This is a genomic window from Streptomyces sp. NPDC018964, from assembly GCF_044390325.1.
GTDB lineage: Bacteria > Actinomycetota > Actinomycetes > Streptomycetales > Streptomycetaceae > Streptomyces.
Window position 1 is genome coordinate 188,734 of record NZ_JBIRYZ010000001.1, and the last position, 19,988, is coordinate 208,721.

Below are 19,988 nucleotides of genomic sequence, written 5' to 3' on the forward strand. Positions count from 1 at the left end.
GGCCCCCCCCCCCCGCCCCGGTCTCAGCCCGTGCTGCAGGAGACGGTCGGCCAGTTCCAGTTGCCGTTGGCCATGATCGTCACCCCCCAGTTGTTGCCGCTGCCGTTGGGCTTGGCGACGAGGGTCTGGCTGTTGGGGTAGGAGGTGCTGGCGTTCCAGGTCGAGGAGACCTTCGCCGGGGACGGCACGTTCATGGTCACCGTCCAGTCGCTGCCGCCGCTGACCGAGACGTTGAGGTTGTAGCGGTCGCCCCAGCGGTTGCCCGCGGACAGGGTGGCGGTGCAGGGGGTGCCACCACCGTCTCCTCCCCCGTCGCCGGAACCGTCGGGGGCGACGGCGCGGCCGGTCTGCGGGGAGATCATGCCGGCGCACAGGCCCCGGGAGGCCAGGTTCTGCGCGATGCGCGGGATCGCGGCGATGGTGTTGGCCGGCCAGTCGTGCATCAGGATGACCTGCCCGTTGGTGAGCCGGGAGGCGGCCTGCACGATGGCGTCGGTGCTCGCGTTGTTCCAGTCCTGCGAGTCGACGTCCCAGATGATCTCGGTCAGGCCGTACTTGGCCTCGACCGCGCGCAGCGTCGAGTTGGTCTCGCCGTACGGCGGGCGGAACAGCTTGGGCGTGCCGCCGCCGGCGTTGGCGATCGCCTGCTGGGTGCGGGCGATCTCCGAGTCCATCTGGGACTGGCTCAGCTGGGTCATGTGGGGGTGGGTGTAGCTGTGGTTGGCGACCCACATGCCGGCGTCGACCTGGGCCTTGACCAGGGAGGGGTTGGCGGCGGCGTACTGGCCCTGGTTGAACATCGTGGCCCGCAGCCCGTTCTGCCTGAGCGCGTTGAGCAGGTTCATGGTGCTGCCGGTGGACGGGCCGTCGTCGAAGGTGAGTCCGACGTAGCCGTTGCAGGCGGCGGCCTGCGCCGGTGCGGCGTCGAGCGTCGCGCCGGCGGTGCCGGCCAGGGTCAGGGCGGCGACGGCCAGTCCCGACACCAGGGACCGGGGGACTTTTCCGGTGGTCATCTGCGGTGGTCCTCCTCGTTGAAGGGTCAGCCTGCGCTGCAGGAGACCGTGGGCCAGGTCCAGTTGCCGTTCGTCATGATCGTCGTGCCCCAGTTGTCGCCGCTGCCGTTGGACTTGGCGACGAGGGTCTGGCTGTCGGGGTAGGACGCGCTGACGTTCCAGGTCGAGGAGACCTTCGCCGGGGAGGGGACCCGCATCGTGACGGTCCAGTTGCCGGCGCCGCTCACCGAGACGTTGAGGTTGTAGCGGTCGCCCCACTTCTCGCCGGCCGACAGGGTCGCGTTGCAGCCACCACCGCCACCGCCGCCGCCACCGCCGCCGCCCCCGCCACCACCGGAACTGCCTTCACTCACGGTGATGTTGGAGCTGCCGCTGCTCTGGTAGCCCTCGGTGGCCATGATCATGTAGTTGTGGCTTCCCAGGTTCATGCCCTTGCTCGCCCAGGCGTCGAAGTGGTTGCCACTGGTGATGGTGCCGCCGGTGCGCCTGGACTGGCGGACGCTCCAGTACTGGTCGAAGGTCCTGGTGCCCTCGATGGAGGGGGCGTTGTACCGGGTCGTCCTGTAGATGTCGTACGTGCCGCCGTCACTGGTGACGGTGCCCTTGTACTCGCCGGTGGGCCGGTAGGTGCCCCAGTTGTCGACGATGTAGTACTCGACGAGCGGGCCGGTGGTCCATCCGTAGAGCGTCAGGTACGCGTTGCCGGACGGGTTGAAGGAACCGGAGTAGCTGACGGTCTTGCGGCCGCCGGTGCTCCAGCCCTTGCCGGCGACGAAGTTGCCGGTGTTGCTCCACCGGGTGCTGTAGTTGCCGCCGGAGCCCAGGTCCATGGAGACGGTTCCCTGGGAGTCGGTCCAGAACGAGTACCACCAGCCGTTGTTGGTGCCGGTCTGGTTGGTGGTGACGGCGGTGGCGGTGGTGGCGGTCAGGAGCAGTGCGGTGACGGCGGCCAGGGCGACGGTCCAGACGCTTCTGACGCTCAGCAGCAGGCGGCCGCGTCTGCGGCCCCCCGGTCGGGCGGACATGTGCATGGAGTGCGCCTCCTGTGCGGCTCGGTGGGGGTTCGATGCCGCACAGTGTTGGTCTGCACGCGTCAACCGTCAACGGTTTCGGTAAGACTTTCGAAATCTTCGCTTGATCAAAAGAGCGAAAGGGTCTGCGTTTTTCCAGTTCAAACCTGGCTCTGAACCGGTCGAACGAGATGGTGACGTAACAGAAGACGAGCACTCACCGAACCCGTCCACCACGTGAGCGAAAGTTTCGGAGACGGCAGTGCCTACGCGCTTCTGATGCCGCCTCCGCCCGGCGGCCACGGTTCCGCTCCCCTTCGGTCCTTCAGGTCGGAAGCCGGGAACCAGGCACCCCGGACAAGAGGTCACGCGGTGGCCGCACGAGACGAACGTGTTGCCAGGCTCCGGCAGTTCACCGGTTCAGGTCGGTGTCGTCCAGCGCGGGGCCGTCTCCGCCCAGGCCGTGTCCCAGTCGGCGAGGTTGCGGCGGCGCAGGGCCAGACCGGTCAGTGCGTGGGCGGCGGCACCGGTGAGGGCGACGCCGATGGCGGCGAGGAGGGCCCAGCCCAGGGTGCGGCTGCGGACCTCCTCGCGGGTCAGCGGCCGTTCCGTCGCCTCGCCGTCGGCGGTGACCCAGACGCGTACGGTGTCGCCGGCGGTCAGTCCCGGCCGGACCTCCGCCCGTGTGGTGCGGGTCCGCCCCTCGCGGGTGACCACGCGGACCTCGACCGGGTAACGGGTCTTCTTCTCCTCGTCCGAGCCCGGTTCGGGGTGGCGCGGGGCGTCCCGGACGAGGGTCGCGTCCGTCTCGTACCGGGTCAGGTGCTGGTGACGGGCGGTGTCCTCGTAATGCCGGCGGGCGGTGTCGCCGACAAGGACGGCGGCCACGGGGGCCACGGCCAGTACGACGATCAGCACCCCGAGGCCGAACCAGGCCTGGAGCGTGTCGGTGCGGCGGCGCAGGGGGTTGCGCCGCCAGCGCCACAGCAGGGGGCGCGGGGGCGGGCCCGGGGGCGGCTGTGCCGGAGGTAGCTCGCCGGCCACGTCAGGGCTCCTTCCGGTGGCGGGGCGCGGGCGGTCGGGTCGGTCAGAAGGTTCCGGTGACCGAGGGATGCTGGTGCGCCGAGGCGAGGAGGCCGGCGGCGCCCCGGACGGCGGCGGTGTGCGGCGACGGGACCTGCTGGACCGCGCAGCCCAGGCCGGCGGGGAGGCCGCGGGTGATGTCGGGGCGCAGCGCACCGCCGCCGGCCAGCAGGACGCCCCGGCGCAGGGCTGTACGGGTGAGCGCGGTGCGGTCCTGGCGCAGCATCGCGCTCACCATGCCGGTCACCGCCGCGGTGACGTCGCCGGGCGGCGTGCCGTCGGCCAGGTCGGTGGTGCCCAGCGCGGTGCGGCGGGCGTCGGTGACCGCGCCGTCCACGAGCAGCACCACCTCGGTGAGGTGGGCGCCGATGTCGACGACGAGCAGCGGCCGGATGTGGTCGGCGCCCGCCGCCAGGGCCACCGCGCGGGCGCCCGGGACGGTCAGTACGGCGCGCGGGCGGAGGACCTCGACGGCCGTGCGGGCAGCGGTCCGGAAGGCGAGCCCGTCCAGGACCGGCGCCGTGACGACGACCAGCGGGCGGCCGGTCCGGGGCAGCCGGTGCCCGAGCAGCCGCTCCAGCATCCTGGCCGTGCCCGGTACGTCGACGATCGTGCCGCGCTGGACGGGGTGGACCGCGCCGGTGCCCGGGAAGGTCACGGTGGGCACGTCGAGGACCATGCCCCGCCCGGCGATCCACGCGCGGGTGCGGGCGCTGCCCAGGTCGAGGGCGACCCCCGGGCGGCGCCGGCACGGCGGCCGGTGCCGGTGCCGTACCGGCTCCGGGAGGGAACGCCGGATCACGGTCACCGGCCGGCCTCCCTCACCTGCTGGCAGCGCCCGCAGTAGCGGGCCTGGGGGACGATCAGTAGGCGGTGGCGTTCGACGGCGCGGCGGCACAGGTGGCAGGTGCCGTACTGCCCGGAGTCCATTCGGGCGAGCGCCGCCTCGACGTCGGCGAGCACCATGCGGGCGGACGCCGCGAGCTTGACGCCCACCTCGATCCGGGCGGCGTCCGCCTCCCGGCGCCGGTCGTCGGCACGGTCCGAGGAGTGGACGGCGAACTGCCGCAACTGCTCCTGCCGGAACAGCCGCTGCTCGTGCAGGTTCTCGCGCAGCGCGGCGAGGTCCTCGGGGGTGAGGACCGTGTCGCGCTCGCCGATGGTCTGGTGGGTCACCACTGCACCCCTTGGGCAGAGCGGGAGAGGAGGACGGACGGGATCAGGCGCGGCCCTGGCAGCCGACGCAGTACCGGGTGTGCGGGAGGATCTCCAGCCGCTCCGGCGGTACGGCCTTGGAACAGCCCAGGCAGGTGCCGTAGGTGCCGTCGTCGACGCGCGCGAAGGCCTCGTCGATCTCCGTGAGGACCCGCTCGATGGCGTCCCTCTGGTTGGACACCAGGTGGTCGCCGGGACTCTGCCCGGTTTCGTCGAGGGCCTTGAGCTGCGCCAGCCGGGTCGTGCGGGCGTGTTCGAGGCGCCGGCGGACCTCGTCGGCGGCCGGGTGGGCGGTACGGGGTTCGGTGCGGGGCAGGTCGAGCGACACGGACGGTTCTCCTCGGTGACGTACGGATGACGCCTTCACCCTCGTCCGTCTCCGTCCCGGCGGCCATCGGGCGCGGTACCCATCCGCGCGGGGTCCGAGGACCCACCGCGTGCGGCATGGGTCGGGCGGGCCGCGGGAAATGGGGCGCGGGGCCCATCGACCGGAGCCCGGCCCCGGTGCACGCTGGCCGGTGTCCGCCGGGACTAGGGGCCACTGACACGTCAGCGGGCGCGGTGACCGACAGTAGAGGCAGACGAGAAAGAGGAAGGCGTGACCTCCGTGTCCCTGTACTGGCGGATCTTCGGGCTCAACGCGGTGGTGCTGGGCGGTGCCACCGCGCTGCTGCTGTGGGCTCCGGTGACCGTGTCCGTTCCGGTGCTGCTGACCGAGGCGGTGATCCTGGTGGGCGGTCTCGGCGTCATGCTCGTCGCCAACGCGGCCCTGCTGCGCATCGGCCTCGCCCCGCTGGACCGGGTGACGCGGCTGATGACCACCGTCGACCTGCTGCGTCCCGGTCAGCGGCTGCCCGTGCGCGGTGGCGGCGAGGTCGCCGAACTGGTCAGCACGTTCAACTCGATGCTGGAGCGGCTGGAGGGGGAACGCGTCGCGAGCAGCGCCCGCGCCATCCTCGCCCAGGAGGGCGAGCGGCGCCGTATCGCCCAGGAGCTGCACGACGAGGTCGGGCAGAGCATGACGGCCGTGCTGCTGGCCCTGAAGCGGGCGGCCGACGAGGCGTCCCAGCCGCTGCGCGGTGAGCTGCAGCAGGCGCAGGAGATCACCCGGGAGAGCCTCGACGAGGTGCGCCGGCTGGTGCGCCGGCTGCGTCCGGGCGTCCTGGACGATCTGGGCCTGGTCAGTGCGGTCACCTCGCTGGCCACCGAGTTCGCCACGCACACCGGGCTGCGCGTGCTGCGCCGCTTCGACTCCGATCTGCCCGCTCTCGACCACGAGACGGAGTTGGTGATCTACCGTGTGGCGCAGGAGGGCCTGACCAACGCCGCGCGGCACGCCGAGGCGCGGTGCGTGGAGGTGAGCCTGCGCGGTGCCGACGGGTGCGTCGTCCTCGAGGTGGCCGACGACGGCCGCGGCATCGGGGCCGCGCGCGAGGGCGCGGGGCTGCGCGGGATGCGGGAACGGGCCCTGCTGATCGGGGCCTCACTGGACATCTCGGGCCCCGACGGGGCCTCCGCGCCGCCGGCCGGTACCCGGATCCGGCTGACCGTCCCCACCGCCAGGAAGCAGTCATGAACCACCAGGACATCCACGAGGACCACCGGACGGACGCCACGATCCGGATCCTGCTCGCCGACGACCACGCGCTGGTGCGGCGCGGCGTCCGGCTCATCCTCGACGGGGAGCCGGACCTGGAAGTGGTCGCCGAGGCGGGGGACGGTGCGGAGGCGATCGCCATGGCCCGCGCCCACGACGTCGACCTGGCCGTCCTGGACATCGCCATGCCGCGGCTGACCGGCCTGCAGGCGGCCCGCGAGCTGACCGCGCTGAAGCCGGGGCTGCGCATCCTGATGCTGACGATGCACGACAACGAGCAGTACCTGTTCCAGGCGCTCAAGGCCGGGGCCGGCGGTTACGTGCTGAAGTCCGTCGCGGACCGGGACCTGGTCGCCGCGTGCCGGGCCGCGATGCGGGACGAGCCGTTCCTGTACCCGGGGGCGGTGACCGCCCTGATCCGCAACTACCTCGACCGGGTGCGGCACGGAGAGGAGGCGCCGGAGCGGTTGCTGACCCCGCGCGAGGAGGAGGTGCTCAAGCTCGTCGCCGAGGGCCACTCGTCGAAGGAGATCGCCGAGCTGCTGTTCATCAGCGTCAAGACGGTGCAGCGGCACCGCGAGAACCTGCTGCACAAGCTGGGGCTGCGGGACCGCCTCGAGCTGACCCGCTACGCCATCCGCGCCGGGCTCGTCGAGCCTTGACCGCCGACCGGCGGGGACGCTCCGCCCGCCTTCCGTACCGGGCCGCCGCGGCGGCCCTCGCCGCGTTCGCGGCCGTGCTGCTGGCCCTCGGGTTCACCGGCGGCACGGAACCCGTCCCCGCCGCCCCACCCGCCCCGTCGGCGTACGAGTCCGACACCCGTCCGTACGGCGACGACGCCTACGTCGGTGCCCGCGCCCTGCTCACCAGGCCGGAGCGGGACGCCGGTGAGCGGACGGTGCCCACCGGGCATCCGCTCCTCACCGCGGCGTACACGCCGCCGGTCCCGCCCCGCCCGGTCCGGCCCGCGCCGGCGGCCGGGCACGCGCCGCCCGCCGCCGCGCACACGCCGTCGGACCTGGGGCGTGCCCCGCCCTCGACCTCCAGCACCTGAGATTCCCCTCTTCCTCTTCTTTCCGCGTGCCTGCTGGAGGCATCTGTGAAACGTCCCGCCCGCGTCAGGGCGTTGTTCGCGCTCGCCGTGATCGCCTTGTCCGTGTTCGTCGCCGTCACCGTTCCGGTCCGTCTGGGCCTGGATCTGCGGGGCGGCACCCAGATCGTGCTGGAGACCCGTTCCACCGAAACCGTGAAGGCCGACGGGGCGGCCACCGACCGCACCCTGGAGGTGCTGCGCGGCCGTGTCGACGCGCTCGGCGTCGCCGAACCGAGCATCGTCCGCTCCGGGGACGACCGGATCATCGTCGAGCTGCCCGGCGTACAGGATCCGCGCAAGGCGGCCGACGTCCTCGGCCGTACCGCGCAGCTCTCCGTGCACGCGGTGCTCGGTGCCGCCGCCGAGTCCGACAAGGCTCGGGCGAAGGGCGAGCGCGTCCTGCCCGACGAGCAGTCCGGTGAACGGCTCCGGCTGGCCGCCGCGTCGCTGACCGGCCAGGACGTGAAGGACGCCGAGGCCCGCTTCGACCCGCAGAGCGGTGCCGGCTGGCACGTCACCGTGGACTTCGAGGACGGCGAGGGCTGGGCGAAGCTGACCGGTGAGGCCGCCTGCAACCCGGCGGGTGACCCGAAGCGCCGGGTCGCGATCGTGCTCGACGACAAGGTCATCTCCTCGCCGCAGGTCGACCCGTCCGTCGCCTGCGGCGCGGGCATCACCGGCGGGTCCACCCAGATCACCGGTTCCTTCACCAGTGACGAGGCCAAGGAGCTCGCCCTGCTGGTCAAGGGCGGCGCCCTGCCGGTGCCGGTCGAGACGGTGGAGCAGCGGACCGTGGGCCCGACGCTGGGCGCCGAGGCCATCGAGGCGAGCGCCTGGGCGGCCGTCGTCGGCACCGCGCTGACCGCGCTCTTCGTCATCGTCGTCTACCGGCTGATGGGCGTCCTGGCCACGCTGGCCCTGCTCTGCTACGGCCTGATCTCCTACGCCGGTCTGGCGGCCCTCGGTGCGACGCTGACCCTGCCCGGTCTCGCCGGTTTCGTCCTGGCCATCGGCATGGCGGTGGACGCCAACGTGCTGGTCTTCGAACGGGCCCGGGAGGAGTACGGCAGGCGCAACCGGCCCAGCGGCCGCTCGGCGCTGACCGCCGGTTTCAAGGGCGCGTTCAGCGCCATCGCCGACTCCAACGTCACCACGCTGATCGCGGCGGCGCTGCTGTTCCTGCTCGCGTCCGGTCCGGTGAAGGGCTTCGGCGTCACGCTGGGCATCGGTGTGCTCGCGTCCATGATCAGTGCCCTGGTGATCACGCGGGTGCTCGCGGAGTTCGCGGTGGCCCGCCACTGGGTGCACCGGCGTCCGAAGGTCACCGGTCTGGCCTCCATCGGCCGGGTCCGTACGTACCTCACCCGCCGCGACCCGCAGCTCATGCGGCGTCCGCGCCGCTGGCTGGCGGTGTCCGCCGTGGTGCTCGCCGTCGCCGGCGCGGGCATCGTGGTGCGCGGGCTGGACTTCGGTGTGGAGTTCACCGGCGGCCGGCTGATCGAGTACTCCACCCGTGAGGCCGTCGACCCGGACCGGGCCCGGGAGGCGCTGGCCGACGCCGGTTTCCCGCAGGCGGTCGTGCAGTCCTCCGGCGACGACGGGCTGACGGTGCGCACCGAGGAGCTGACCGACGCGGAGGCGGTCGAGGTGGCCGACGCCGTCGCGGAGGTCGGCGGCGGGGCGGAGAAGGTCCGCGACGAGCTGATCGGCCCGAGCCTCGGCGACGAACTGCGGCGCAACGCGCTGATCGCGCTCGGTCTGGCGCTCGGCGCCCAGCTGCTGTACCTGGCCTTCCGGTTCCGCTGGATGTTCGGTGCGGGCGCGGTGGCCGCCCTGGCGCACGACGTGGTGATCCTGACCGGCGTCTTCGCCTGGCTGGGCAAACCGATCGACGGTGTGTTCCTGGCCGCGCTGCTCACCGTGATCGGTTACTCGGTGAACGACTCCGTGGTGGTGTTCGACCGGATCCGCGAGCTGTGGCGCAAGGACGGCAGGGCGCCGCTGGCCCAGGTCACCAACCGGGCGATCCTGCAGACGGTGCCCCGTACGGTCAACACCGGTATCGGTGTGATCTTCATCCTGGCCGCACTGGCCCTGCTGGGCGGCGACTCGCTCACCGACTTCGCGCTCGCGCTGCTGATCGGCATGCTCGTGGGCACGTACTCGTCGGTCCTGACCGCCTCGCCGCTCGCCGTCGAGCTCGGCGCGCACACCGGTGGCGGCAAGGGCGGCCGGGGTCGTGGCCGGGGCGGTTCCGGGCGGGTGACGTCCCGCGCGGCGGAGCGCCCGGAGCGGACCGGGGCCGCCGCGCGGGCCCGGTAGGAACAGCGGGAAGCGGGGGGGCGGGGGGGGCCCCCCCCCCCGCCCCGCCCCCCCCCCCCCCCCCGCCCCGCGCCCGGGTGAGGCGGTAGGACCTGGTGCGGGGCCGCCCGGGGGGGGGGGGCGGGGGGGGGGGGGGGCGCGCCGGGGGGGGGGGGGGGGGGGGGGGGGGGGGGGGGGGGGGGGGCGCCCCCCCCCCCCCCCCCGGCACCACCCCTACGCCGTCACCGTCTCCTGTGACTGCCGTTCGAACTGAGTGCGGTACAGCTCGGCGTAGCGGCCGTCGGCGGCCAGCAGCCGCTCGTGCGTGCCGCGTTCCACGATCCGGCCGGCCTCGACGACCAGGATGAGGTCGGCGGCGCGGACGGTGGAAAGCCGGTGGGCGATCACCACCGCCGTCCTGCCCTCCAGCGCCTCCGTGAGCGCCTCCTGCACGGCCGCCTCGGAGGTGTTGTCCAGGTGGGCGGTGGCCTCGTCGAGGATGACGACGCGCTGGCGGGCCAGCAGCAGCCGCGCGATGGTCAGGCGCTGGCGTTCACCGCCGGAGAGCCGGTAGCCGCGTTCGCCGACCACCGTGTCCGGGCCGTCGGGCAGGGACCGTACGAGGGTGTCGAGGCGGGCGCGGCGCAGGGCGTCCCACAGCTCGGGCTCGCTCGCGTCCGGCCGGGCCAGCAGCAGGTTGGCGCGGACCGTGTCGTGGAAGAGGTGACCGTCCTGGGTGACCATGCCGACAGTGGCGCGCAGGGAGGCGGCGGTCAGGTCGCGGACGTCGACGCCGCCCACGCGCACGGCGCCGGCATCGACGTCGTACAGCCGTGGCAGCAGTTGGGCGATGGTCGACTTGCCCGCGCCGGAGGAGCCGACGAGGGCGACGGTCCGCCCGGGTTCGGCGCGGAAGGAGATGCCGTGCAGGACGTCGTCGCCGCCGCGCGGATCGAGGGTGGCGACCTCCTCCAGGGAGGCCAGGGAGACCTTGTCGGCGGACGGGTAGCCGAAGCGGACGTCGTCGAACTCGACGGAGACCGGCCCCTCGGGCACCTCCCGCGCGTCCGGCTTCTCCCTGATGAGCGGCTCGAGGTCCAGGACCTCGAAGACCCGCTCGAAGCTGACCAGCGCGCTCATCACCTCCACCCGTGCCCCGGCGAGCGAGGTGAGCGGCGCGTACAGCCGGGTCAGCAGCAGCGCCAGCGCCACGACGGCGCCCGGCTCCAGGGTGCCGCCGAGGGCGAGCCGGCCGCCGAGGCCGTAGACCAGGGCGAGGGCGAGGGCGGAGACGAGGGTGAGCGCGGTGATGAACACCGTCTGCGCCGTGGCCGTGCGCACGCCGATGTCCCGCACCCGGCGGGCGCGCAGCGCGAACTGGGCGGACTCCTCCTCGGGGCGTCCGAACAGCTTGACCAGGGTGGCGCCGGGGGCGGAGAACCGCTCGGTCATCCGGGTGCCCATGGCCGCGTTCAGGGCGGCGGCCTCGCGCTGCATCCCGGCCATGCGGCGGCCCATGCGGCGGGCCGGGACCACGAACACCGGCAGCAGGACCAGCGCGAGCAGGGTGATCTGCCAGGACAGGGTGAGCATCACGGCGAGGGCGAGCACGAGGGTGACCAGGTTGCCGACCGCGGTCGCCAGGAGGGTGCTGAAGGCCCGCTGGGCGCCGATGACGTCGTTGTTGAGACGGGAGACGAGCGCCCCCGTACGAGTGCGTGTGAAGAACGCGACCGGCATCCGCTGCACGTGGTCGAAGACCGCGGTCCGCAGGTCGAGGATGAGTTCCTCGCCGAGGGCCGCCGAGAGTCTGCGGCCGAGCACGCCGAGGGCCGCCTCCACGACCGCGATCAGCGCGATGAGCAGGGCCAGACGGACCACCGTGCCCCCGTCGCCGCCCGAGACGATGGTGTCCATGACGCGCCCGGCGAGCACGGGGGTGGCGACGGCGAGCGCCGCGGTCGCCGTGCCGAGGAGCACGACCAGGGTCAGCCGGCGGCGGTGGGGGCGGACGAAGGCGCCGATCCGGTGCAGTGTCGCCCTGGTGAGGGGGCGGTGCTCGTCCTCCGCGGTCATGACGCCGCGCAGCTGTGTCCACGCCGTGGTCTCCATGCTCATGCACACGAAGGTAGGACCTCAAGCATGGTTGAGGTCAAGGGCGGGCCGGTCCCGCTCCCCCGGCCGCCGCCCAGCCGTAAGCGGACGTCCCGGCCGGTGCAACCCGCCGTTGGTGCGCGGCGGTCAGGGTCGGTGGACGTGACGGGGACGATCCGCCGGGTCCTGATGGTGTTGCCGCTGCTGCTCGTGACCGTGGTCGCGGTGCGGCACCGGTCGGTGCTGGCCGAGGGGTTCGGCCAGCTGGGGACCGCCCGGTGGCCCTGGCTGCTCGCCGCGGCCGGCGCCACCTGTCTGACCTGGGTGGCGGCCGCGTGCACCCGGCAGGGCGCGGTCCCCGAACGGCTGCCCGCGCGGCGGCTGCTGGCCACGCAGTTCGCGGCGGGCGCCGCGAACCACCTGCTGCCGACGGGGCTGGGCGCGAGCGCGGTCAATCTGCGGTTCATGACGGTGTGCGGGCTGCCGGCGGCCCGCTCCTCGGCCGCCCTGGCGCTGTACCTGCTGGCGGAGTCCGTCGGCCGGGTGGGGCTGCTGGCCGCCCTGCTCGTGGCGTTCCCCGGCGCGCTGCGGTTCGGCTCCCTGCTGCCCGCGGGGTGGCTCGGCCCGCTGCTGCTCGCGGCCGGCGCGGTGGTGGTCGTCGCGGTGGTCGTGCTCGCGACCGTACGGCGGCTGCGGTCGGTGGTGCGGTCGTTCCTGCGGACGGCGCTGGGCGAGGCGCGGTCGGTGCACGCCCTGCCCTCCCGGGCGCTGGCGCTGTGGGGCGGGGCGCTGGCCTTCCCCGCGCTGCAGGCGGCCGCGCTGGTGCTGGTGGGGCTGGCGTTCGGGCTGCCGGTGCCGCCGGCCCACATGGCGGTGGCGTATCTGGCGGCGACGGTCGCGGTGGCGCTGGTGCCCACTCCGGGCGGGATCGGCTCGGTGGAGGCGGCGCTGGTCGTGGCGCTGGTGGCGGTGGGCGGGGCCGCCGCCGCGGCCACGGCGGTGGTGCTGGTCTTCCGGATCATCACGGTGTGGCTGCCGCTGCTGCCGGGGGCGTTGACCCTGGGCGCGCTGGTGCGGCTGAAGGTGATCTGACCGGCGGGTTCCGGCCCTCGGCCCGTGCGCGGGGCCGTGCGACCGAACGCGGTACGAACCGCCCTGCGGAATGCGGCAGGATGAGCGATCGCGCCGACCGCGGGTCAGGGACGGTCGGCGCGACGTACATTCGTAGAACTCGAGCAGGTGACGACACGTGACACGACTTCACATACGGCCGTCGGCCAGGGCGTTCGCCGGGGGTGAGCGGTGACCCGCGCGCTCACCGGCCACGACCTGCTGTACGCCGGCATCGCCCTCGCGGCCGGCCTGCTGGCGGCGTTCCTGCTGCGGATGCTGCTGCGCTGGCTGGGCCGGCACGCGGACCGCACCCGCTGGCGCGGGGACGACGTCCTCGTGGACGCGCTGCGCATGATCGCGCCGTGGGCGGCGATCGCGGGCGGCGCGGCCTCCGCGGCGGCGGCGCTGCCGCTGACCCGCACCGTGCAGCACAGCGTCAACCAGGCGCTGACGCTGATGGTCATCTTCGCCGCGACGATCTCGGCGGCCCGGGTGGTGGCGGGACTGGTGCGCTCGGTCACCCAGTCCCGCTCCGGGGTCGCCGGGTCGGCGACCATCTTCATGAACATCACCCGGATCCTGGTCCTGGCGATCGGTTTCCTGGTGGGGCTGCAGACGCTGGGCATCTCGATCGCCCCGATGCTCACCGCCCTCGGCGTCGGCGGTCTCGCGGTCGCGCTGGCCCTGCAGGACACGCTCGCCAACCTGTTCGCGGGCATCCACATCCTCGCCTCCAAGACCGTGCAGCCCGGGGACTACATCCAGCTGAGCAGCGGCGAGGAGGGCTACGTCGAGGACATCAACTGGCGCCAGACGACGGTCCGCAACCTGTCCAACAACCTGGTGGTCATCCCGAACGCGCAGCTCGCCAAGACGAACATGACGAACTTCATGCGTCCCGAGCAGCAGCTGACCATCCTGGTGCAGGCCGGGGTGTCGTACGACAGCGACCTGGAGCAGGTGGAGGAGGTGACGAAGGAGGTCGTCGCCGAGGTGATGACCGAGATCACCGGCGCCGTGCCGGAGCACGAGCCGGCGGTGCGGTTCCACACCTTCGGGGACTCCCGCATCGGCTTCACCGTCATCCTGGGCGTCGGCGAGTTCAGCGACCAGTACCGGATCAAGCACGAGTTCATCAAGCGCCTGCACCGCCGCTACCGCGAGGAGGGCATCCGCATCCCGTCGCCGGCGCGGACGGTGGCGCTCCAGCAGGGCTCGGTGGTCTTCCCCCAGCAGCGCGGCGCGGACGCCTCGGCGGACTCCGCGCCGGACGACATGACCATCGCCCGGCCGATCTGAGCCCACCGTCCCGGGTGATCTCCCGCCGCGCCGGTGAGGCCGCGGCGGGAGGTCGGCCGGAACTCGGCGCGGACCCCTGTCGAGCCCCGGTCGATCACGAGATATCTTGATGTCGAGCAATGTTGCAGACGTGGAGCGGAGCACCCGGTGACTGACTCGACCATCATCTACACGCACACTGACGAGGCCCCGGCCCTGGCGACGTATTCCTTCCTGCCGGTGGTCCAGGCGTACGCCTCGCAGGCGGGTGTCACCGTGGAGACGCGTGACATCTCGCTGGCCGGGCGCATCATCGCCCTGTTCCCGGAGTACCTGTCCGAGGACCAGCGCGTCCCGGACGCCCTCTCGGAGCTCGGTGAGCTGGCGAAGACGCCGGCGGCCAACATCATCAAGCTGCCGAACATCTCGGCGTCGATCCCGCAGCTCAAGGCCGCGATCGCCGAGCTGCAGGACCAGGGCTACGCGCTTCCGGCCTACCCGGACGACCCGAAGACCGACGAGGAGCGCGACATCCGCGCCCGCTACGACAAGGTCAAGGGCTCGGCCGTCAACCCGGTGCTGCGCGAGGGCAACTCCGACCGCCGCGCCCCCGCCTCGGTGAAGAACTACGCCAAGAACCACCCGCACCGCATGGGCGCCTGGACCGCCGAGTCCAAGACCAACGTCGCCACCATGGACGCGGACGACTTCCGCTCCACCGAGAAGTCGGTCGTCATCGCCGAGGACGGCGCGCTGCGCATCGAGCTCAAGGGCGACGACGGCTCCACCACCGTGCTGCGCGAGTCCGTCCCCGTCCTCAAGGGCGAGGTCGTCGACGCCTCCGTGATGCGCGTCGCCGCGCTGCGCGAGTTCCTGAGCGCGCAGGTCGCCCGCGCCAAGCAGGAGGGCGTGCTGTTCTCCGTGCACCTGAAGGCCACGATGATGAAGGTCTCCGACCCGATCGTCTTCGGCCACGTGGTGCGCGCCTTCTTCCCGAAGACGTTCGCGCAGTACGGCGACAAGCTCGCCGCGGCCGGCCTCACCCCGAACGACGGCCTGGGCGGCATCTACAAGGGCCTGGAGGCCCTGCCCGAGGGCGCCGAGATCAAGGCGTCCTTCGACGCCGAGCTCGCCGAGGGCCCGGCGCTGGCGATGGTCGACTCCGACAAGGGCATCACCAACCTGCACGTCCCCTCGGACGTCATCGTCGACGCCTCCATGCCGGCCATGATCCGCACCTCCGGCCACATGTGGGGCCCCGACGGCCAGGAGGCCGACACCCTCGCCGTCCTGCCGGACTCCAGCTACGCCGGCGTCTACCAGGCCGTGATCGAGGACTGCCGCGCCAACGGCGCCTACGACCCGTCCACCATGGGCTCGGTGCCGAACGTCGGTCTGATGGCGCAGAAGGCCGAGGAGTACGGCAGCCACGACAAGACCTTCGAGATCCCCGTCACGGGCACGGTCCGCCTGGTCGACGGCAACGGCGACGCCCTCATCGAGCAGGCCGTGTCCGCCGGTGACATCTTCCGCGCCTGCCAGACCAAGGACGCCCCGATCCGCGACTGGGTGAAGCTGGCCGTCACCCGCGCCCGCGCCACCGGCGACCCGGCGGTGTTCTGGCTGGACGCCACCCGCGCCCACGACGCCAACCTGATCGCCAAGGTCGAGCAGTACCTGCCGGAGCACGACACCGAGGGCCTGGACATCCGCGTCCTGTCCCCCGTCGAGGCGACCAAGCTGTCGGTGGAGCGCATCCGCCGCGGCGAGAACACGATCTCCGTCACCGGCAACGTGCTGCGCGACTACCTGACCGACCTCTTCCCCATCCTGGAGCTGGGCACCAGCGCCAAGATGCTGTCGGTCGTGCCGCTGATGGCGGGTGGCGGCCTGTTCGAGACGGGCGCCGGCGGCTCCGCGCCCAAGCACGTGCAGCAGCTGGTCAAGGAGAACTACCTGCGCTGGGACTCCCTCGGTGAGTTCTTCGCGCTGGTGCCGTCCCTGGAGCAGTACGCCTCGGTCACGGGCAACACCCGCGCCAAGGTCCTCGCCGACGCCCTCGACCGCGCCACGGCGACCTTCCTCAACGAGGACAAGTCCCCGACCCGTCGCGTCGGCGGCATCGACAACCGCGGCAGCCACTTCTACCTGTCCCTGTACTGGGCGCAGGAGCTGGCCGCGCAGAGCGACGACGCGGACCTGGCGAAGGCGTTCGCGCCGCTCGCCGAGACGCTCGCCGCGAACGAGGCGAAGATCGTCGACGAGCTGAACGCCGTCCAGGGCAAGCCGGCCGAGATCGGCGGCTACTACCAGCCCGACCCGGCCAAGGCCGCCGAGGTCATGCGTCCGTCCACCACATGGAACGAGGCGCTGGCGTCCCTGAGCTGACGCGAGCGGTCCCTCGGTGCTCCGCCCCGGCCGGCCCCGCGCCCGGCCGGGGCGGAGCCGTCTCCCGGGGCGTTGTCAGTGCCGTATGGCACGGTTGATCATGCCGTGAACCACTGACCATGCCTTGGGAGCAGTTGCATGACCGATGTGTCGTCGTCCTTCGCTTTCCTCTCCGGTGATCCGGACTCCCCCGTGATCCTGCACGTGCCGCATTCCGCGCGGGAGATACCGGGGGACGTACGGGCCGGGATCGTGCTGGACGACGCCGGGCTGGAGCGGGAGCTGGACCACATCACCGACTCGCACACCGCGTCGATCGCCGAGGCGGCGGCCCGGGCGGCCGGTGTCGCGCCGTGGCGGTTCGTGAACCGGTTGTCGCGGCTGGTCGTCGATCCCGAGCGGTTCCCGGACGAGCGGGAGGAGATGCTGGCCGTCGGCATGGGCGCGGTCTACACGCGGACCACGCACAAGGACGTGCTGCGGCCCGACGGGTTCGACGCCGAGCCGCTGATCGAGCGGTACTTCCGCCCGTACGCGCGGGCGATGACCCGGGCCGTCGCCGACCGGCTCGCGGCGACCGGCCGGGCCGTGATCATCGACGTGCACTCGTACCCGAGCGCCCCGCTGCCCTACGAGCTGCACGGCGACGGTCCGCGGCCGGAGGTCTGCCTGGGCACCGACTCCTTCCACACCCCGCCCGGGCTGCTCGCCGCCGCCCGCGAGGCGTTCGCGCCGTGCGGGGAGACGGGGCTGGACAGCCCGTTCGCCGGGACGTACGTGCCGCTGGAGTTCTACGGCAAGCGGGCGGAGGTGTCCGCCCTGATGGTGGAGATCCGCCGGGACACCTACATGACCGAGCCGGGCGGTCCCGCGGGAGAGGGCCTGTCCCGCCTCGCCTCGGCACTCGCCACCTTGATCGACGCGGCCTCCCACTGAGTCGGGCGCATCACCGCTTCCGGCACGTACCAGCCCCTTCGGCACATACCAGCCCCTCCGGCGCTTGAGGAGCGGGGGTCCGGGGGCAGCGCCCCCGGGATGGGACGGGTAAGGGCGGCGGGGGGCGAGGAACCGGCCCCGGCACAGCAGCCGCCGCCGGTCCGCCGCACAGCGACCTCGAAGGGCCGGGAACCGGGGAGGCGCGACCGCCCCTCGGCTCCCCGCCCGGAGGGGTCAGGCGCGGAGCCACTCCGTGACGACCACGTCGTCGTCGGTGCGCAGGCGCAGGGCGAAGGGGCCGGAGGGCGGGGCGGCGGCGGTGAAGCGGCCCAGGTCGTCGGTGGTGAGCGGGACGCCGGTCTGCGGGCCGCCGAGCACCTCGACACGGGCCGGCCGGGGCGGCAGCACCTGGCCCATCAGGCCCTCCGCGGTCACCTCGACGTCCAGCGTCACCTCACCGGCGGTGAAGGTGAGCATGCGCGGCACGTCCGTGGCGCCCCTGACCGGGATGGCGTCGACCAGCGAGTCGAAGGTCAGCTCGGCCACGCGGGCGTCGAGGTCGTGCAGCGCGTAGGCGTCGACGGCGATCTGCAGCAGAGCGGGAGGCAGCGGGTCCAGGACGGCCGCCGCCTGCCGGAGTTCCTCCTCCAGCAGCCCGTCGTCGAAGTCCGCGTCACATCCCGCGCCGTCGGTCATGTCGTTCACATCGTCCCCCGTGCCTCGAGCCGGGCCCGCAGCCGGCGCAGACAGCGCTGGCGCAGCGGCCCGATGCTGCCCACCGCGATGTCGAGCGCGGCGGAGATCTCCTGATAACTGGGCGGCGGCGAGGCGATCAGCACGCGCAGCAGCTTCCTGCACCGATCGCCCAGTTCCTCGAACTCCTGCCACAGCCGCCGCACGCGTTCGCTCTGCGCCGCCGCCTCCTCCGACTCCAGCAGCGACTGCTCCGGCGCACCGTCCTCGCTGACCCGGTCCAGCAGCTGCGGATCGTCCGTCAGCATCAGCCGCCGCGCGTCCCTGTGCACCTTCAGGCACTCGTGCCGCGCGGTACTGGCCAGCCAGGAGCCCGTCTTCTCGGGTTCCCGGATCCGCCCCAGGTGCTGGGCGAAACGGAACCACACGGTCTGGTAGACCTCGTGCGCGTCGGCGTCGGAGAGCCGGTGCGCGCGCACCACGGACCACACCAGTGGGCCCAGCCCCTCCACGATCGCCTTCCAGGCCGCCGCGTCGCCGTCGACAGCGGACCGGACCAACGCGCCGACTTCACTACGCTCCACGGTCCCACCCCTCGTGTACGGCACGTCATCGTACGCCGTGGAGGGGAGGACTCCGGTCCTCATGCCCGTGCCGAGGGTGACGAGACCTGCACGGGGCGCCACGTGGGCGGAAGGAGCGCCGGGACGTGCGCCCCGCGCACTTGCGCGTACTCGGTGGTGGCGCCGAGCAGTTGCCGGCAGGCCTTGCGCGGGTCGGTCTCCGCCTGCGCGGTCATGTGGGCGGCGACCATGCCGGCGGCGACGGGGGTGGCGAACGAGGTCCCGCTCCACTGGGCGAGTCCCTCGAACATCACCTGGTCCGGCTTGCCGGAGCCGCCTTCCTCGCTCAACACGCCGGTGTGGCGCGGGTGGTGGCACGTGCAGGCGTACGTGAAGCCGTAGCGGCAGGCGTCGTAGGTGGAGTGCTGGTACACGTACGGGACGGGCGTGTCGAAGCCGGTGAGGGCGCTGGTGAGGCGCTCGCCGGGGGCGTAGGCCTTCACCCAGCCGCCGTGGTTGCTGAAGCAGGCGCCGAACTCGCCGTCCCCGCGCAGCGCGCCGACGGAGAGCACGGCGTTCTCGTAGCCGGGCAGATCGGCGTAGGCGGCGGGCCAGAAGGGCGTCGCGCTGGCGTTGTTGCCGGCGGCGGCGACCAGCAGGGTGTGCCGCTCACGCAGCTCCCGCATGAAGGCGTCGACGCCGAGGAGTCCGTCGGTGCGGCCGTTGGAGGTGCCGGCGGAGAGGCTGATGACGTCGGGCCAGCCGTCCCGGTCGACGGCCTCGAAGAGCTTCTCGCCGAACTCGGACTCCAGGACCGCGCCCGCGTCGTTGAGCGTGCCGCGGACGGTGATGTCGGTGTTGGGGGCGACGGCTGCGACGAGTCCGGCGATGAACGTGCCGTGCCCGCAGTACTGCTTCAGGACGCCGCCCTCCCCGCACTCCTCGACCTGGGCGTCGCCGTGGGTGTGGGCGAGCGGCGGGTAGGAGCGGTGGTCGTGCATGAGGCCGGTGTCGACGACGAGCACGCCGACGGCGGTGTCCGGGTCGTGCGCGGTGTCGGCGGCGGCCGGGTTGGGCCGTCCGCCGCGCGGTACGGGCACGGGCTCGTCGCCCGGGCAGGCGTTGACCGCGATCGACACCACGTGGTTGCGGCTGATCAGCCGGTGTCCGGCACGGCCTTCGACCGCCGACAGCGCGCGCAGCGCTCCCGCGACCGCCGGGTCGCCGCTGCCGTCGCCCCGGCCGGGGTCGGCGACCCGGATGCGGGTGATGCCGGAGCGGTTGGTCTCCGGGCTCGTCCGGCGCACCTGGTCCGGGGTGAGGCCGGCGAACGTGGTGAAGTGCCGTCGGACGGTGTCCTCGACGACGCGGGCCTCCTCGCCGTCGCGGGCGAGGACGACGCCCTTCTCGTAGAGGAACTCGCCCGCGTCGTCCGGACCCATCGCCAGGGGCACGTCGGGCATCGAACGCTGGATCTGTGCGAACTGCTCGCGGAATCGCTGTGGTGCCATGGCATGTCCTCCACTGGTGCGACGGCGGCCGGTGCCGCGGAGCTGTCGTGTATGCAGAGCCGGGGAGCGGGCGTTTGATACAACGCCACACCTGTGAGGC

General features: G+C 72.9%; 18 protein-coding genes. 8 read left to right on the top strand and 10 right to left on the bottom strand.

Annotated elements, in window-relative coordinates; genetic code table 11:
- Positions 1-23 precede the first annotated feature (23 nt).
- The 6 genes from ACH5AO_RS00760 to ACH5AO_RS00785 form a co-directional block, all read right to left on the bottom strand.
- On the bottom strand, positions 24-1,013 hold the full coding sequence (locus tag ACH5AO_RS00760; protein ID WP_398920351.1) for a polysaccharide deacetylase family protein: 990 nt from the start codon (positions 1,011-1,013) through the stop codon (positions 24-26).
- A 26-nt stretch (positions 1,014-1,039) separates the two neighbouring features.
- On the bottom strand, positions 1,040-2,044 hold the full coding sequence (locus tag ACH5AO_RS00765) for a glycoside hydrolase family 11 protein (protein WP_398920353.1): 1,005 nt from the start codon (positions 2,042-2,044) through the stop codon (positions 1,040-1,042).
- 399 nt (positions 2,045-2,443) lie between these two features.
- Positions 2,444-3,067 carry a hypothetical protein gene (locus ACH5AO_RS00770; protein ID WP_398920355.1) on the bottom strand — a complete coding sequence of 208 codons (624 nt, stop codon included), beginning with the start codon at positions 3,065-3,067 and terminating at the stop codon, positions 2,444-2,446.
- A gap of 43 nt (positions 3,068-3,110) precedes the next feature.
- A complete protein-coding gene (locus ACH5AO_RS00775) occupies positions 3,111-3,914 on the bottom strand; it encodes a rod shape-determining protein (protein ID WP_398920356.1) in 804 nt (267 codons plus the stop codon).
- The gene (locus ACH5AO_RS00780) at positions 3,911-4,282 is read right to left on the bottom strand and encodes a TraR/DksA family transcriptional regulator (protein ID WP_398920358.1); all 372 of its coding nucleotides are present in this window, start codon (positions 4,280-4,282) and stop codon (positions 3,911-3,913) included. Before ACH5AO_RS00780 ends, ACH5AO_RS00775 begins: the two co-directional genes overlap by 4 nt.
- Positions 4,283-4,325: 43 nt before the next feature.
- The gene (locus ACH5AO_RS00785) at positions 4,326-4,649 is read right to left on the bottom strand and encodes a TraR/DksA family transcriptional regulator (protein WP_398920360.1); all 324 of its coding nucleotides are present in this window, start codon (positions 4,647-4,649) and stop codon (positions 4,326-4,328) included.
- 270 nt (positions 4,650-4,919) lie between these two features.
- Here ACH5AO_RS00785 and ACH5AO_RS00790 point away from each other — a divergent pair, with 270 nt between their 5' ends.
- Genes ACH5AO_RS00790 through secD form a run of 4 tightly spaced genes read left to right on the top strand, consistent with a single transcriptional unit; the run spans position 4,920 to position 9,333 of the window.
- A complete protein-coding gene (locus tag ACH5AO_RS00790) occupies positions 4,920-5,897 on the top strand; it encodes a HAMP domain-containing sensor histidine kinase (protein WP_398920361.1) in 978 nt (325 codons plus the stop codon).
- On the top strand, positions 5,894-6,580 hold the full coding sequence (locus ACH5AO_RS00795) for a response regulator (RefSeq protein WP_398920363.1): 687 nt from the start codon (positions 5,894-5,896) through the stop codon (positions 6,578-6,580). The genes ACH5AO_RS00790 and ACH5AO_RS00795 overlap by 4 nt, the downstream gene beginning before the upstream one ends.
- Positions 6,577-6,972 (top strand): hypothetical protein, encoded by a 396-nt coding sequence (locus tag ACH5AO_RS00800; protein WP_398920365.1) that lies wholly within the window; start codon positions 6,577-6,579, stop codon positions 6,970-6,972. The genes ACH5AO_RS00795 and ACH5AO_RS00800 overlap by 4 nt, the downstream gene beginning before the upstream one ends.
- Positions 6,973-7,017: 45 nt before the next feature.
- Complete coding sequence (secD, locus tag ACH5AO_RS00805; protein WP_398920367.1) at positions 7,018-9,333, top strand: protein translocase subunit SecD; 2,316 nt, start codon at positions 7,018-7,020, stop codon at positions 9,331-9,333.
- A 213-nt stretch (positions 9,334-9,546) separates the two neighbouring features.
- On the opposite strand, the gene ACH5AO_RS00810 is transcribed toward secD, so the two are convergent.
- A complete protein-coding gene (locus ACH5AO_RS00810) occupies positions 9,547-11,430 on the bottom strand; it encodes an ABC transporter ATP-binding protein (RefSeq protein ID WP_398920369.1) in 1,884 nt (627 codons plus the stop codon).
- A 168-nt stretch (positions 11,431-11,598) separates the two neighbouring features.
- Here ACH5AO_RS00810 and ACH5AO_RS00815 point away from each other — a divergent pair, with 168 nt between their 5' ends.
- The 4 genes from ACH5AO_RS00815 to ACH5AO_RS00830 all read left to right on the top strand — a co-directional run bounded on the left by ACH5AO_RS00815 (position 11,599) and on the right by ACH5AO_RS00830 (position 17,121).
- Positions 11,599-12,498: a YbhN family protein gene (locus tag ACH5AO_RS00815; protein ID WP_398921062.1), complete on the top strand. Its 900-nt coding sequence runs from the start codon at positions 11,599-11,601 to the stop codon at positions 12,496-12,498.
- A gap of 210 nt (positions 12,499-12,708) precedes the next feature.
- Positions 12,709-13,818 (top strand): mechanosensitive ion channel family protein, encoded by a 1,110-nt coding sequence (locus ACH5AO_RS00820; RefSeq protein WP_398920371.1) that lies wholly within the window; start codon positions 12,709-12,711, stop codon positions 13,816-13,818.
- A gap of 147 nt (positions 13,819-13,965) precedes the next feature.
- The gene (locus tag ACH5AO_RS00825; protein WP_398920372.1) at positions 13,966-16,185 is read left to right on the top strand and encodes an NADP-dependent isocitrate dehydrogenase; all 2,220 of its coding nucleotides are present in this window, start codon (positions 13,966-13,968) and stop codon (positions 16,183-16,185) included.
- Between the two features lie 138 nt (positions 16,186-16,323).
- Positions 16,324-17,121 carry an N-formylglutamate amidohydrolase gene (locus ACH5AO_RS00830; protein ID WP_398920374.1) on the top strand — a complete coding sequence of 266 codons (798 nt, stop codon included), beginning with the start codon at positions 16,324-16,326 and terminating at the stop codon, positions 17,119-17,121.
- A 234-nt stretch (positions 17,122-17,355) separates the two neighbouring features.
- Here ACH5AO_RS00830 and ACH5AO_RS00835 read toward each other — a convergent pair whose 3' ends face one another.
- The 3 genes from ACH5AO_RS00835 to ACH5AO_RS00845 are packed head-to-tail and all read right to left on the bottom strand — an operon-like array spanning position 17,356 to position 19,888.
- Positions 17,356-17,817, bottom strand: a complete 462-nt coding sequence (locus tag ACH5AO_RS00835) for a hypothetical protein (RefSeq protein ID WP_398920376.1) — start codon at positions 17,815-17,817, stop codon at positions 17,356-17,358.
- Between the two features lie 5 nt (positions 17,818-17,822).
- The gene (locus tag ACH5AO_RS00840; RefSeq protein WP_398920378.1) at positions 17,823-18,398 is read right to left on the bottom strand and encodes an RNA polymerase sigma factor; all 576 of its coding nucleotides are present in this window, start codon (positions 18,396-18,398) and stop codon (positions 17,823-17,825) included.
- A gap of 59 nt (positions 18,399-18,457) precedes the next feature.
- On the bottom strand, positions 18,458-19,888 hold the full coding sequence (locus ACH5AO_RS00845; RefSeq protein WP_398920379.1) for a S8/S53 family peptidase: 1,431 nt from the start codon (positions 19,886-19,888) through the stop codon (positions 18,458-18,460).
- Positions 19,889-19,988 lie beyond the last annotated feature (100 nt).